This is a genomic window from Massilia sp., from assembly GCF_046293535.1.
GTDB lineage: Bacteria > Pseudomonadota > Gammaproteobacteria > Burkholderiales > Burkholderiaceae_D > Telluria.
This window is the reverse complement of record NZ_JBKBOV010000020.1, coordinates 37,205-51,210: the sequence shown is the minus strand read 5'-3', so window position 1 is coordinate 51,210 and position 14,006 is coordinate 37,205. Positions and strand designations below refer to the sequence as shown.

Annotated in this window: 14 protein-coding genes; 5 read left to right on the top strand and 9 right to left on the bottom strand. The window is 69.3% G+C overall.

Going from position 1 to position 14,006, the window contains the following annotated elements; translation table 11 throughout:
* Positions 1-7 precede the first annotated feature (7 nt).
* The 5 genes from ACK4S9_RS12495 (at position 8) to ACK4S9_RS12475 (ending at position 3,768) form a co-directional block, all read left to right on the top strand.
* Positions 8-1,009 carry an esterase/lipase family protein gene (locus tag ACK4S9_RS12495; protein ID WP_409726021.1) on the top strand — a complete coding sequence of 334 codons (1,002 nt, stop codon included), beginning with the start codon at positions 8-10 and terminating at the stop codon, positions 1,007-1,009.
* Between the two features lie 57 nt (positions 1,010-1,066).
* Positions 1,067-1,900 carry a response regulator gene (locus ACK4S9_RS12490; RefSeq protein WP_409726019.1) on the top strand — a complete coding sequence of 278 codons (834 nt, stop codon included), beginning with the start codon at positions 1,067-1,069 and terminating at the stop codon, positions 1,898-1,900.
* Positions 1,901-1,959: 59 nt separating this feature from the next.
* Complete coding sequence (locus ACK4S9_RS12485) at positions 1,960-2,433, top strand: phasin family protein (protein ID WP_409726017.1); 474 nt, start codon at positions 1,960-1,962, stop codon at positions 2,431-2,433.
* A 73-nt stretch (positions 2,434-2,506) separates the two neighbouring features.
* Positions 2,507-3,202, top strand: coding sequence for a TetR/AcrR family transcriptional regulator (locus ACK4S9_RS12480; RefSeq protein ID WP_409726015.1), 696 nt, complete (start codon positions 2,507-2,509; stop codon positions 3,200-3,202).
* A gap of 17 nt (positions 3,203-3,219) precedes the next feature.
* A complete protein-coding gene (locus tag ACK4S9_RS12475; protein WP_409726013.1) occupies positions 3,220-3,768 on the top strand; it encodes a TIGR00730 family Rossman fold protein in 549 nt (182 codons plus the stop codon).
* On the opposite strand, the gene ACK4S9_RS12470 is transcribed toward ACK4S9_RS12475, so the two are convergent.
* From ACK4S9_RS12470 to ACK4S9_RS12430, 9 genes are all read right to left on the bottom strand, one after another.
* The gene (locus ACK4S9_RS12470; RefSeq protein WP_409726011.1) at positions 3,765-4,694 is read right to left on the bottom strand and encodes a PfkB family carbohydrate kinase; all 930 of its coding nucleotides are present in this window, start codon (positions 4,692-4,694) and stop codon (positions 3,765-3,767) included. The two genes, ACK4S9_RS12475 and ACK4S9_RS12470, sit on opposite strands and share 4 nt — an antisense overlap.
* Positions 4,688-6,535 (bottom strand): glycoside hydrolase family 13 protein, encoded by a 1,848-nt coding sequence (locus ACK4S9_RS12465; protein ID WP_409726009.1) that lies wholly within the window; start codon positions 6,533-6,535, stop codon positions 4,688-4,690. The genes ACK4S9_RS12470 and ACK4S9_RS12465 overlap by 7 nt, the downstream gene beginning before the upstream one ends.
* 244 nt (positions 6,536-6,779) lie before the next feature.
* Positions 6,780-7,094, bottom strand: a complete 315-nt coding sequence (locus tag ACK4S9_RS12460) for a response regulator (RefSeq protein ID WP_409726007.1) — start codon at positions 7,092-7,094, stop codon at positions 6,780-6,782.
* 47 nt (positions 7,095-7,141) lie between these two features.
* The gene (locus ACK4S9_RS12455; protein WP_409726005.1) at positions 7,142-8,239 is read right to left on the bottom strand and encodes a diguanylate cyclase; all 1,098 of its coding nucleotides are present in this window, start codon (positions 8,237-8,239) and stop codon (positions 7,142-7,144) included.
* Positions 8,236-10,959 carry an EAL domain-containing protein gene (locus ACK4S9_RS12450; protein WP_409726003.1) on the bottom strand — a complete coding sequence of 908 codons (2,724 nt, stop codon included), beginning with the start codon at positions 10,957-10,959 and terminating at the stop codon, positions 8,236-8,238. Before ACK4S9_RS12450 ends, ACK4S9_RS12455 begins: the two co-directional genes overlap by 4 nt.
* 4 nt (positions 10,960-10,963) lie before the next feature.
* Positions 10,964-11,395 (bottom strand): phosphate ABC transporter substrate-binding protein, encoded by a 432-nt coding sequence (locus ACK4S9_RS12445; protein WP_409726001.1) that lies wholly within the window; start codon positions 11,393-11,395, stop codon positions 10,964-10,966.
* Between the two features lie 8 nt (positions 11,396-11,403).
* Complete coding sequence (locus ACK4S9_RS12440) at positions 11,404-12,708, bottom strand: hypothetical protein (protein WP_409725999.1); 1,305 nt, start codon at positions 12,706-12,708, stop codon at positions 11,404-11,406.
* Between the two features lie 115 nt (positions 12,709-12,823).
* Complete coding sequence (locus ACK4S9_RS12435; RefSeq protein WP_409725997.1) at positions 12,824-13,378, bottom strand: YgjP-like metallopeptidase domain-containing protein; 555 nt, start codon at positions 13,376-13,378, stop codon at positions 12,824-12,826.
* 154 nt (positions 13,379-13,532) lie between these two features.
* Complete coding sequence (locus tag ACK4S9_RS12430) at positions 13,533-13,871, bottom strand: KGG domain-containing protein (protein ID WP_027866076.1); 339 nt, start codon at positions 13,869-13,871, stop codon at positions 13,533-13,535.
* Positions 13,872-14,006: the final 135 nt, after the last annotated feature.

Here is a 14,006-nt window from a genome sequence, read left to right as displayed (position 1 = left end):
CATGGACATGAGCGCGCGCCGCCTGCTGCAGCTGCTGCTCCTGGTCCAGGCGCTCGCCGCGCTGGGCATCGGCCTGGCCGCCGTGCAGATTCTCGGCGCCAGCCGCTGGCAGGGGCTGGCCCTGGGCCTGGGCAGCGTGGTGCTGGTGCGTCTCGTCATCAACCTCAACAACTTCTTCATGAGCGCGCGTTTCGCCAGCCCCACGCCGGGCGAATACCGGCTCGGGTTCACGGCGCGCGTGCGCATGTTCCTGGAAGAGTTCAGCGCCAGCATGCTGCAGTCCTCGTGGACCATGCCGCGCGCCAGCGCGTGTACCCGCATCCATCCGGGCTCGCGCATGCCGCCGGTCCTGCTGCTGCACGGCTACGGCTGCAACAGCGGCTACTGGTCGCACCTGCTGCCGCGCCTGGATACGGCAGGCATCAGCCACGCCTCGGTCGACCTCGAGCCGATCACCGGCGACATCGACGGCTACGCGCCGCTGGTCGAGCGCGCGGTGGAGGCGCTGTGCGCGGCCACCGGCGCCGGCAAGGTGATCGTGGTCGCGCACAGCATGGGCGGGCTGGTGGCGCGCGCCTGGATGCGCGCCTGCGGCACCGATCGGGTGGCGCGCGTGATCACGCTCGGCACGCCGCACTACGGCACCTGCCTGGCCGCCTTCGGACTCGGCCTGAATGCGGCCCAGATGCGCCGGGCCACGCAAGGCCGGGCCGCGCAAGGCCGCGCCGGGCGCGCCGAGCCGCCCGAATGCGCCTGGTTGCGCGCGCTCGCCGCGAACGAGGATGCGGCGGCGCGCGCCCTGGTCACCTCGATCTTCTCGCACCACGACAACATCATCGCGCCGCAGACCTCGAGCGAGCTGCCGGGCGCGCGCAACCTGGCCGTCGGCGGCGTCGGCCACGTGGCGCTAGGGCGCAATCCACGCGTGCTCGACATGCTGATGGAAGAGATCGCCCGCGCGGGCCGCGCGGCTGCGGGACAGGAGCAGGTCAAGCGAACCCGAGGCTAGTTGTATTGACGGGCGCCGTGTTACAGTAGCCGCAACGCCGCAACTGGAGCGCCGATCTTGGCCCGCATCCTGATCATCGAAGACAACCCAGCCAACGTTGAGCTGATGGCGTTTCTGCTCACCGCCTACGGACACAGCACCGCCAGCGCCCCCGACGGACCGCGCGGCCTCGCCGCCGCCCGCGCCGCACCGCCCGACCTGGTGGCCTGCGACGTCAACCTCCCCGGCATGGACGGCTTCGCGGTGCTGGCCGCGCTCAAGGCGGAACCCGCCCTCGCCGAGGTGCCGGTGCTGGCCGTCACCGCGCTGGCGATGGCGGGCGACCGCGAGAAGGTGCTGGCCGCCGGCTTCGACGGCTACATCAGCAAGCCGATCGACCCGGACAGCTTCGTGGCCGAGCTGGAAGCCTTCCTGCCTGCCGCCGCCCCAGGCGCTGCCGTTCCCGCCGCAGCGCCGCAGGCGGCCGGCCCGGCGCCGGAGGCCAGCGCGCCGGCGCCATCCGCCTGGCCGACCGTGCTGCTGGTGGACGACGATCCCTTCATGCTGGCCGTGCTGGCCGACATGCTCGGCGGCGAGCCGCTGCGGGTGCTGAGCGCCGCTTCCGGTCCCGAGGCGCTGGCCCTGCTCGGGCGCGAGCCGGTCGATGTGATCCTGTGCGACCAGGCCATGCCCGGCATGACCGGCACCGAGGTGCTGGCGCGGGTCGCCGCGCAGTACCCGCGCAGCGTGCGCCTGATGCTGACCGGGCAGCAGGACCTGGCCGAGATCGACGCGGCGCAGCGCTCGGGCCTGATCGACGCCCACTACGCCAAGCCGGTATCGGCGAGCAGCCTGCGCGAACGCATCCGCGCCGCGCTGGCGCTGGCAAGGTCGCGCAGGCGCGCGCTTTAGAATCTTGTTTCTAGCGTGCGTGCCTAGAATGGGCTGCACGAGATTCGCAAGGAACATCCATGAGCAAGAAACTTCCCGTGCCGGACGACGACGACGCGCTGGCGCGCGCCGTGCGCGCATCGGCCCAGCAGATCTGGCAGGCCGGCCTGGGAGCCTTCGCCAAGGCGCAGGAAGCGGGCGAGGGCGGCCGTTCGTTCACGCGCCTGGTGCGTGACGGCAGCGTGCTGGCCAAGCGCGCGCGCGAGGTCGAGCAAGCTTCCGGCACCGTGGGGCGGGCCGCCGAACGGGCAAGCCGGCGCAGCTCCTCGTCCTGGGGCAAGCTGGAACAGGTGTTCGAGGAGCGCGTGGCGCGCGCCCTGGCGACCATCGGCGTGCCGGCCGCGAGCGAGGTCGAGGCGCTGCGCCGCCGCGTCGACGAGCTCGAAATGATGCTGGCCGAACTCGGCGCGCGCCTGCCGGCCGCCGCGGCGCCCAAAAAACGCACGCGCCGCCCGCCCGGGCTGGACGAAGCCGAGCAAGAAGAAGGGGCCTGAAGGGCGTTTCCAGCTGTTTCATTGACAGCATTTGGTGTTATCCTCGCGGCTGGAATCACAAACTTCGCCCTTCATGCAACAAAAAGCTCCGCGCCGGACCCGCGAACGCATCCTCGAGCTCTCGCTCAGGCTGTTCAACGAGTTCGGCGAGCCGAACATCACGACGACGGTCATTGCCGAGGAGATGAACATCTCGCCCGGCAATCTGTACTATCACTTCCGCAACAAGGACGACATCGTCAACTCGATCTTCGTCCAGTTCGAGACGGAGATCGAACGCATCCTCACCGTGCCGGCCGGGCGCCGTTCCAACATGGAGGACGTGTGGCTCTACCTGCACCTGATGTTCGAGCTGATCTGGCGCTACCGCTTCTTCTACCGCGACCTGAACGACCTGCTGTCGCGCAACCGCAAGCTCGAGCTGCACTTCAAGGCCATCCTGGCCCACAAGATCAAGGTGGCGCGCCAGCTGTGCGAAGACCTGCGCAGCGAAGGCTCGCTGGAAGCGGGCGACCAGCAGATCGGCGCGATGGCGACCAACATGGTGGTGGTGGCGACCTACTGGCTGTCCTACGAGTACGTGCGCAACCCGCGCAAGTACAGCGAGCAGCAGGCCATCGCCGACGCGCTCGCGCGCGGCTGCTACCAGGTGCTGGCGATGCTCGGGCCCTACCTGCGCGGCGACACCCGCCTGCTGTTCGAGAAGCTGTCCGAGGAATACCTCAAGAAGCTCTCCGCCGAGGCCCGGCCCGGCGCCGAATTCCTGTAACTCTCTACTCCACGACGATGAAGACCCTGGCCGTCTATTGCGGCGCCTCGCACGGCGTCAACCCGATCTACACCGATTGCGCGCGCGCCCTGGCCGGCGCGCTGGTCGAACACAACATCGGCCTGGTCTACGGCGGCGGCAAGGTCGGCCTGATGGGCGTGATCGCCGACGAGGTGCTGCGCCTGGGCGGCGAAGCCACCGGCGTGATCCCCAAGGCCCTGGTCGAGCGCGAAGTCGGCCACGCCGGCCTGACCCGCCTGTTCGTGGTCAAGGACATGCACGAACGCAAGGCCATGATGGCCGAGCTGTCCGAAGGCTTCATCGCCATGCCGGGCGGGATGGGCACGCTGGAAGAACTGTTCGAGATGCTGACCTGGGCCCAGTTGGGCATCCACGCCAAGCCGATCGGCCTGCTCAATGCGAACGGTTTCTGGGACGGCCTGGTGGGCTTCGTGCGCCACCAGAGCGAGCAAGGCTTCGTGCGTGCGGAACACGTGGACCTGATGCGGGTCGAGGCCGACCCGCATGCGCTGATCCGCACGCTGCGCGCCGCCGTCCTTTCCTAGCGCGCCTCCCGGGGGCCGGAGCCGGCGCGATACCGCGCCAGTTCGTCCGCTCCCAGGCTGCGCTCGGCCGTCCCGTGGAAGCGGCAGGCGAACGCGCCGCCGATGGCCGCGGTGCGCATGCATTCGTCCACCGTGGCGCCCGCGAACCAGGCGTGCAGGAAAGCGGACGAGAAGGCGTCGCCCGCGCCGTTGCTGTCCACCACCGGCCCGTCCAGCACGGCGCAGGCGGTGTGTCGGATCCGCTCCTGTCCCCGTTCCAGCACGTGGCTTCCGGCCGCGCCGGCGGTCGCCACGACCAGTCGCGCCCGGCCTTCGCGCAGGATGGCGCGCATCGCGTCGAACACGCCATCGCCCAGCGCCGCGGCGCTCAGGAACACGAGGTCGGCGCGCCGCGCGAAGCGAAGGTGGTGGGGATTGCTGCCGTCCCAGTCGTGCAGGTCGGTCGACACCGGCAGGCCGAGCGCGGCCGCGTCGTCGAACAGCGCGGCCGCCCAGGGCACGATGCTCAGGTGGACGTGTTCCGACGCCTGCATGTGCGGCATGTAGAATGAGCGCGGCATGCGCAGGGTATCGGGATGGCGGCCGTCGTACAGCGATATCCGGCGCCCGTCGGGGGCGACCAGGTTGACGCTGCGCCGGGTGCCTCTCGGGTGGACCAGGTACTCGAATGCCAGGCCGCGCTCGCGGTAGCGGGCATGGACCAGTTCCGCCTGCGGGTCCTGGCCGATGAAGTCGATCAGCACCGGCAGGTGGGCGAGGGCCAGCAGGCCGAGGGCGACGCCGTTGCCGGTGTGCGCCACGTAGTCGGCGACCGGCGGCACGTGGATCGAATCGGCCATCGCCAGCGGCAGGGCGGGCACCCGCACGATGGTGTCGATGCCGACGCCGCCGGCCACCAGCACCCGCCTGCCGCCGGCGCCTACCACGCCAGCACCACCGAAGTCATGGCCGGCAGCGCCAGCGGCGCGCCCAGGTCGACCCGGGCCCCGGTCAGGACATTGGTGGCGCTGCGCGCGCCCTTGATCATGCCGGCGAAGCGCCCGAGGTCGAGACGGGTGTCGCCGGCGTTCTTGTTGAGCACCACCATCACGGTCTGCCGGCCGTCATGGCGGAAGTAGACGTAGCTGCCGTCCTTCGGCAGGTAGTGGGTCAGCTTGCCCTGCGTGACCGCCGAACTGGTCTTGCGCCAGTTGAACAGCGTGCGCACGAAGCCCTGCATGTCGCGCTGGGCGGGCGACAGGCCGGCCCCGGTGAAGGCGTTCGCGCGGTCGCCCGCCCAGCCGCCGGGCATGTCGGCGCGCAGCACGCCGTCGTCGCGCACCTTCGGACTGCCGATCAGGACCTCGGTGCCGTAGAACACCTGCGGGATGCCGCGCGTGGTCGCCATCAGGATCAGGTTGGACTTCGCCAGCTCGACCTTGTTGTCGACCGTGGCCAGCATGCGCGGCCGGTCGTGGTTGTCGGGGAAGACCATCAGGCGCATCGGGTCGGCGTACAAGTAGTCGGCCGCGATGGTCTCATAGATGCGGATCAGGCCCTTGTTGTACGACTCCGGCTCGGCCAGCGCTTCGGCGGCGGTGTCGGACAGCGGGAAGTCCATCACGGTCGGCAGTTCGGACGCATAGCCGTCGCGGTTGACGACGCCCTTCTGCCAGTAGGCCACCATGTGGGGCCGCGCATCCATCTCTTCGCCGACCACGTTCATGTGCGGGTATTCGGCGGCCACGGCGCGGTTCCACTCGTTCAGGAAGTCCTTGTCGGCGTACGAATAGGTGTCCTCGCGGATGCCGGACAGGTCGGCGTACTCGATCCACCACAGCGTATTCTGGATCAGGTAGCGCGCCACCAGGCGGTTGCGCTGGTTCAGGTCGGGCATGGTCTCGACGAACCAGCCGTCGAAGAAGCGCGCCTTTTCTTCCGGCGCCGCGTGGATGTCCTGGGCCAGCGTGTGCTGGTTGTTGGTGGGCTTGAACGTGGTGCCGTGATTGATCCAGTCGCGCGCCGGCAGGTCGCGCATCCACCAGTGGCTGGTGCCGATGTGGTTGAGCACGATGTCGTGGATCACGCCCAGGCCCTTGGCCTTCGCGGCGGCGACATAGTCGCGGAATTCCTCGTTGCTGCCGAAACGCGGGTCGATCCGGTAGTAATCCGTCAGCGCATAGCCGTGGTAGGAATAGGCCGGCTGGTTGTTCTCGAGCACCGGCGTGGGCCAGACCATGGTGAAGCCCAGGTCGCGGATGTAGTCGAGATGGGCGCGCATGCCGGCCAGGTCGCCGCCATGGCGCTTGACCGGGTTGGCGCGCTCGGCCCCTTCGAGCATGCCGGCCCGGTCGTTCGCCGGGTTGCCGTTGGCGAAGCGGTCCGGCATCAGCAGGTAGATCGCATCGCCGGCGCCGAAGCTGCGGCGCTCGGCCGACCCCGGACGGCGCGGCTCCAGCCGGTAGGCATGACTGGCCACGGTGTCCTTGCCGCGCCGGAATTGCAACTGCAGTTCGCCTGGCCGGGCGTCCTTGCCGATGGCCAGGTTCACGAACAGGTAGTTCGGATTGTCGGTGCGCTCGACCCCGGTGAGGCGCACGCCCGGGTAGGAGCGGGCCAGGGCGGGCGCCAGTTCGGCGATGCGCTCGCCGTGCACCATCAACTGGAGCGCGGGCTGTTTCATGCCGGCCCACCAGTTGGGCGGCTCGACGTGCTGGATCTGGTAAGGGCTTGCTGCGGCCCAGGTGGCCGGCAGGAAGGCAGCGACTACAAGGAAAAACCTGTACACCAGAACCTCCGCCGAAAGATCTTGATGTAGTAAAGTAACAGACTAAATTCGCCGAAACAACCAATAATGCGCCTGCAAGTAGTTTTATTTCTTCTGCATGCCCTAGATCGTTATGCGAAATGGGCGACGGCACGCAGCCTGACGCCCGTGCAGCAGGAACTGGAATGGGATGGAGGCGACAAGCTGGCGCCGGCCCGCGCCCGAAAGGAGATTCAGCAGAAGCCGTGCCGTCCGAGGGCGGTCTTCAAGGCATGCCGGAATTCGCCATAGTCGACCGCCTTGTGCACGTACCCGATCGCCCCGAGCCGGACAGGACGATGACCGGCAGGTGGCCGGCGGCGCGCTCGCGCAGGCGTTGCATGAGTTCGAAGCCGTCGACCCGCGGCATCTTGATGTCGAGCAGCAGCAGGTCGAAGGACATTTCCCCCACCAGACGGTAGCCTTCCTCGCCGTCTGCCGCCACCACGATGCGGTGCGCGACCTCGCAATCTTCCAATGCGCGGCGCGTCAGGGCCACGTCGAGCAGCAGGTCGTCTACCAATAGTACCTTGATTGCCATGCCCGCATGCTAGCAAATGACATGGATGAGCGCCGCGCCAATCGTGCTCAGGCCAGCACGATGCGGTCGCGCCCGGCCTCCTTGGCCTGGTAGAGCGCCTTGTCGGCGCGGTGGATGGCGTCGGCGTAGGGTTCGCCGGCGCCGCGCGCGGCCAGGCCCGCAGAGAAGCTGATGCGGCGGTCCCGCAGGCCCGCGACCTGCATGCCGTGGACGCGCTGGGCCATCCGCTCCAGCACGGCGCGCGCATCCTCGGGCGCGGCGTCCGGCAGCAGCAGCAGGAATTCCTCGCCGCCCCAGCGCGCCAGCACGTCGTTGGCGCGCAGGCAGGCGCGTGCCGTGCTCGAAAAGCTGCGCAGCACGGCGTCGCCGGCGGCGTGGCCGTGCCGGTCGTTGACCTGCTTGAAGAAGTCGAGGTCGAGCAGGGCGATGCAGGTGCCCCGCCCGCTGGGCTGGCGCCGCTCCTCGTCCGCCAGCACTTCGTGCATGCGGCGCCGGTTCACCAGCGAGGTGAGTTCGTCCACCGTGGCCAGCACCCGGATGGTGTCCAGCGCTTCGCTCAGTTCGCGGCGCTGGCGTTTCAGGCGCGCGCGCAGCTTGCTCATCTCGCCGCTCAGCACGGCGGTGGAGAGCAGGGCGCCGGCCAGGTAGCCGAAGGTGAGCGCTTCGGTCGCCGGCGGGTAGCGCAGCGGGTCGCCGGCCTGCATCCAGTACATGGTGGCGCCCATGCCGGCCAGGGCGGCGGCCGTGAGCAGCAGGGTCTGGCTCGGTTTCGCAGCGAACATGCAGAACACGATCACCACCACCGTCATGCTCAGCAGGGCGGCGCGCAGCGGTCCCGAGATCGCATAAGCCACCATGCTGCAAGCCAGCGAGAACAGCGCCTGCGTCACCGCCAGTTGGTCGGGCGCCAGCTTCAGGCGCCCGCTGAAGCGGATCAGGACATAGAAGACGAGCGCGCCGCCGCCGGCGGCGGCGATCAGGCGGCCGGCGGCCACCGGGTCGGTCATGCCCTGGCCGGCCTGCAACAGCAGCAGCAAGCTGCAGGCGACGTACAGCGTGCAGGTCGCTCCCCAGTACTGCAGCGCGCGGCGCAGCTTCGGGTCGTCGCCGTAGAGCAGGGAGACGAGTGAGCGCAGCAATGTCATGCCGGTTCCTGCAGGCAGTCGGCCGGCACCGCGGCCAGCAGTTCGGCAATCCGCTCTGGCGGCACCGGGCGGCTGAACAGGTAGCCCTGCATCTCGTCGCAGTCGTTGGCGCGCAGGAAGTCGCGCTGCTGCGCGGTTTCCACGCCCTCGGCGATGACACGCAGGTTCAGCTTGTGGCCCAGCGAGATCACCGCCATCGCGATGGCCTGGTCATCGAGGCTGTCGGCCAGGTCGCTCACAAAGCTCTTGTCGATCTTGAGGCGGCTGATCGGGAAGGACTTCAGGGCCGACAGGCTCGAATAGCCGGTGCCGAAGTCGTCGATCGAGAGCGACACGCCCATCGCCTTGAGTTCGCGCATCTTGTCCACCGCGCGTCCGAGATCGCGCATGATCGAGCTTTCGGTCACCTCGACTTCCAGCGCATCCGGCGGCAGCCCGGAGTCGCGCAGGGCGCCGGCGATGCGCTCGACCAGGCGCTTTTCCTCGAACTGGCGGGCCGAGACGTTGACCGAAATGCTCAGCGGCGGCAGGCCGGCGGCGCGCCAGGCCACGCCCTGGGCGCAGGCGGTGCGCACCACCCATTCGCCCAGCGGCACGATCAGGCCGCTTTCTTCGGCCAGGCCGATGAAGCGCAGCGGGGAAATCATGCCCTGCTCGGGATGCTTCCAGCGGATCAGGGCCTCGACCCCGAACACGCGGCCGCTGCGCAGGTCGACCTTCGGCTGGTACAGCAGCTGGAACTGGCAGGCGTCGTCCCGGCAGTTCGGATCGGCGCCGGCGTCGACGCATTCGTCGAGCGCGGCGCGCAGGCCCTCGAGCAGCACCAGCTTCTCTTCCACGCTGGCGTTCATCTCGCTGGCATAGAACTGGAAGCTGTCCTTGTGTTCCTTGGCGCGGTACATCGCCGCGTCGGCGTTCATCATGAGGGTGTTGGCGTCCTCGCCGTCGCGCGGGTACAGCACCACGCCCATGCTGCAGCTGACCTGCACTTCCTGGCCCTCGACCTCGACCGGCTCGGTCACCGCCTGGCGCACCTTTTCCAGCAGCGGCGTGATCGCCAGCGGGTCGCCCGAGATGTCGGGCAGCAGGATCACGAACTCGTCGCCGCCGAAGCGCGCCAGGGTGTCGTTGCGGCGCAGGCACTGGCCCATGCGCGTCCCGACCACCTTCAGCAGTTCGTCGCCGGCATTGTGGCCGAGGCCGTCGTTGACCAGCTTGAAGCCGTCGAGGTCGATGAAGGCCAGTCCCACCGCGCCGCCCTTGCGCTCGGCGTCGCGGATGGCCTGGCCGAGGCGGTCGCGCAGCAGGCTGCGGTTCGGCAGCCCGGTCAGGTCGTCGTGGTGGGCCAGGTGGCGGATGCGCTGCTCGGCGAGCTTGCGCTCGGTGATGTCGCGCACGATCGCCACCACGCCGCCTTCCACCGGCACCACCTGGCGGTGCAGCCAGCGGTCCTCCACGGGAATCATGTGGGCCAGCCATTCGGCTTCGCGCGCCACGCCGTCGGTCGCCACCGCCGACAGGTCGTCGAAGATGCCCAGGCCCATGTGGGTCGGCAGCAGCACCGACATGCGCTTGCCCTGCATGCGCTCCTTGGGCAGGCCGGTGAGCTGTTCGGCGCGGGTATTGGTGGTCTCGACCAGGAAGTCCATCACGCCGCCGTCGGCGCCGAAGATGGTGCGCAGCACGAAGAAGGCGTCCAGGCTGGCCTCGGACGCGGCGGCATAGGTTTCCTGCGCCAGCCGTTCGCGCCTTCGCGCCTTGGCCAGTTGCCACGACCACGCGCTCACCAGGGTGACGACCAGCAGCAGCAGGGCGGTGCCGGCGCCGGCGCCGAGCAGCCAGGCGCGCCGCTCCGCGCGGAATTCGGCCATCTGCTCGGCTTCGGACAGGCCGACCACGGCCACCAGCGGGAAGCCGGCCAGGGCGCGGGTGCCGGTGTAGCGCAGCTCGCGGTCGATGCCGTCCCGGCTCAGCACGATGTCCTCGTCCTTGCCGACGGCGAGGTGCTGGCCCCACGAGACCTGCTCGCCGACGCGCACCGCGCGCACGATGCCGTCGCTGCCGGCCACCCCGAGCAGGCCGCGCTCGCCCAGGCGCGAGTGTTCGTAGGAGCTGGTGAAGAAGGCCGGGTCCACGGCGACGGTGGCCACGCCCGCGAAGCGGCCGTCGACGCTGGAGATGCGGCGCGAGAACACCACGTGCGGCTCGCGCCGGCCGACGGTCGCGCTGACATAGGGCGCGGCGCTGTTGCGCTCGCGGTGCCAGGTGAACCAGGGCGCGCGCGAGACGTCGCCGCCGGGCCGGCTGTGCGGATTGCTCGCCAGCACCCGCCCATCCGCGCCGACGATCGCGACCTGGAACACCAAACCCGGCGGCAGCAGGCCCTTGGCGCTCATCGCCGCCAGGGCGCCGCCCGGACCGTTGGTCTCGACCGCGTACTGCAGCACGCGCAGGGTCTGGTCGATGCCGCTCAGGCTGCGCGCCATCTGCGCCTCGTAGGTGTCGACCAGTTCGCGCGTGGCCTCGCGGGCCGCCCCGTGCGCGGCGCGCTCCTCGGCGCCGATCATGTGCAGGGCGGCGGTCCACAGCGCCGCCACCAGCAGCAGCGCGAACAGTGGCAGCGAGATGTGGGTTTCCAGCCCGCGCCCGAGCCAGCCCAGCACAGCGCTGCGGCGCGGGCGTGGCGGCCGGGCAGTGGCGGGCGGGACCATGCCGTTCATGGGCTCAGCGCAGCACCAGTACCGGACGCACGCTGGCATCCAGCGCGGCACGGTCGATGTAGCCGATCATGGACGGATTGTCGGCTACCATGCGGCGCACGCTGGCGCTGTCGACGGCTTCGCGCGGCGGCTGGCCGCGGCCGGTGAAGACCATTTTCGACCAGTGCGCCTTGAGCAGGGCCGGGCTCTTGCCGGTGACCTGGGCGTAGAACTGCTCGCGTTCGTGCGAGCCTAGGCGCTGGTCGAGCGCCACCACTTCCAGGCCGCCGGGGAAGCGGCCGGCCTGGCCGAGGAAGATCGCGGCGACCTGGTCGGGGGACAGTGCCGGCACCGGATTGCGTGCCGAAACGATCACGACCAGTTCGGCCGAGGCATTGGCGCAGGCCGCCAGCGCGAGCGCGGCGGCAGCCGCCAGGTGTCGGATGCGGATAACCATGCGCGGCCTCAGAAGACGAAATCGAGGGCGACGCTGCCCACGTGCACGGTCTCGCCCGAGCGGAAGCTGGACGGCGTATTGATCAGGGTACCGCGCGAGCCGTCGGTCGGACGCAGGCGGTCGTACTGGACCTTGAGCGCGGCATCGCGGGCCAGGTCCCAGCGCAGGCCGGCGCTGAGCGTGGTCTGGATCGGGATCGTCCCCAGGTAGGTGTTCAAGCCGGCGTTGAGCGCGCTAGCGGTGGCACGCGCCCGCGCCGGCAGGCCGGCCAGCGGCAGGCCCGGGTCGCGGGTGGCGCCGTGCGCGCGCACCTTGGCAAAGCCCAGGTAGGGCGTCAGGCTGGCGAAGCGGTAGCCGCCGCCGGCATACATGGTGGTGGTGCGGCCGAGCAGCGAGTGGGTCTGGGCATGCCCGGCTTCGGCGTTCAGGAACCACTGTCCCGGATCGTAGCTGAAGCCGGCGCTGACCATGCTGACCCGCTTGTGCTCGATCGCATAGCGCTCGGCCAGCGCCACGCCTTGCGGGCCGAAGGCGCGCAAGGCGGTGAATATTTCTTCGCCGATGCCGGTCGTCAGGTGGGCGGTGAGCGCCGACAGGCGGGCGCTCAGCGGACCGTGCTCGATGCTGTGGGACAGCCCGGCGATGCCGTGCGCTTCCACGCGGCGGTCGTCGAACAGGCGGGTGTCGGTGCGGCCGAAGAAGGCCTGGGTGGCATGGCGCGTGTCGCCGGCGCCCCAGCGCCAGGTGGCGTCGACGCCGTCGCTGCTGGAGATCGGCAGCCCGCCATACACCTCGACCGGTGGGCGCACCCAGGCCATGGTATAGCCGACCTTGCGGTAATCGGCCGCCAGGAACACGGGCAGCGCGATGCGTCCGACGCGCAGCGCCAGGTCCGGGGTGGCCTGGTACTTGACGTTGGCCCATTCGACGCGCGGGCGGTAGTTGCCTTCCATGTTCTGCTCGCTCACCACCTGCAGCACGGCGGACCAGCGGCCCTGCGACAGGTCGAGCTGGGCGCCCAGGCGGCTGTCGACGTTCGGACTCCAAGGCTCGCTGCGGCCGGCGCCGTTGGCGCGCAGGATGGTCGAACTGAAGTCGGCATTGCGCACGCTCGCATAGACGGCGCCGAGCGTGCCGAAGCCGGAAAATTTCCAGGCCGGCCCAGCGGAGGGATTGCCGGCCGCCGCATCGGCGCCGGCCCTGCCGCCGGCGAGGGCGTTACCGGTCATGGCGGCCAGCAGCCCGCAGGCGAGCGCGCCGCCGCGCAGGGCTGCCGGCAGCGCTTTGCCGGGGAAGGAAAACAGGTGCGTCATGGTTCAGCTTGCTGTGCGGCAGGGCCACGAAACCAGGCCCTGCAAGGGGAAAAAACGACATCAGACTTTACCCAAGGGAAGAAGTAAAGTCGAGACATTTACTTAAGGAAAAGAATCAACTTGATAAGAATTGTTGTTCTTGGGCAACGTGATCTGGTGCGGCGCCCCACAGCCGCCCACCACCCAGGTCGAGCCAGGTGAGGTAGAGCCGCAGGTCGAACTCGAACTGGTGGTAGTGCGGCTCCATCCAGCAGCACAGCTTGTAGAAGGCCTTGTCGTGTTCCTTTTCCTTCAGGTGGGCCAACTCGTGCACCGCGATCATGCGCAGGAAGGGCAGCGGAGCATCGCGGAACACGCTGGCGATGCGGATCTCGCGCTTGGCCTTCAGGCGGCTGCCCTGGACGCGCGAGATCGCGGTGTGCAGTCCAAGCGCGTGCTGCACCACATGGATCTTGCTGTCGAAGGCGACCTTGACCACCGGCTCGGCCTGGCGCAGGTAGTCGTCCTTCAGCGCCTGCACATAGGCATAGAGCGCCTTGTCGGTACGGATGCCGTGCGCCTCGGGGTAGCGCTGCAAGAGCACGGCGCCGAGCTGGCCGGCGTCGATCAGCTGGCCGACCTGGGTCCGCAGGCTGTCGGAATAAGCAGTGAGGTAGGGAAGGCTATGCATAAGCCCGGCAATGTACCATGGCGCCGGCGCCTGCGTCTGGAGGCGGCCACGGCGCCGGTGGGCGCCGTGGCAGGAATGCATCGTTGGGGGGAGCCTTCAGCGGCTGCGGCAGCCGAAGGTGCTTGGAGTGGAAAGACGATCGGTGGAAAGCGGGTCAGCTTTCCTTTTCGCCCTGGCGGTTGCCGGCGTTCTTGGCGGCTGCGGCGGCCCGCTGGGCCGACTGCCGGCTCTCGCCGCCCTTGCGTCCGATGTCGGCCATGTGGGCGCGGTTGCGGCTGACTGCTTCGCCGCCTTTCTGGCCGGCGCGGCGTGCTTCTTCCGAATCGAACTCGTGCGCGGTGCCTTTCTGGTGTGCCGCCTGTCCGCCCTTGCTGGCGATTTCACGCTGCTGGTTCTGGTCCATTGCCGCGAAACCGCGCTTGGCCGGCGCCTGGCCGCTGCCCGCGCCGCCCTTCTGGGCGTTGCCCTTTCCGTTCTCTTTGCTTGTCGCCATGTCGCTCTCCTTGTGTGGCCTGAGGTGTCAAAGTCCGTCGAAACCGAACATCGCGAACGCGTATGGATGCGCTCGTGCCGTTTAGAGAGAAGGCTGAAGCGTAAGTTCCTTCGCGCCGGGACCGGCAGCGAAGTA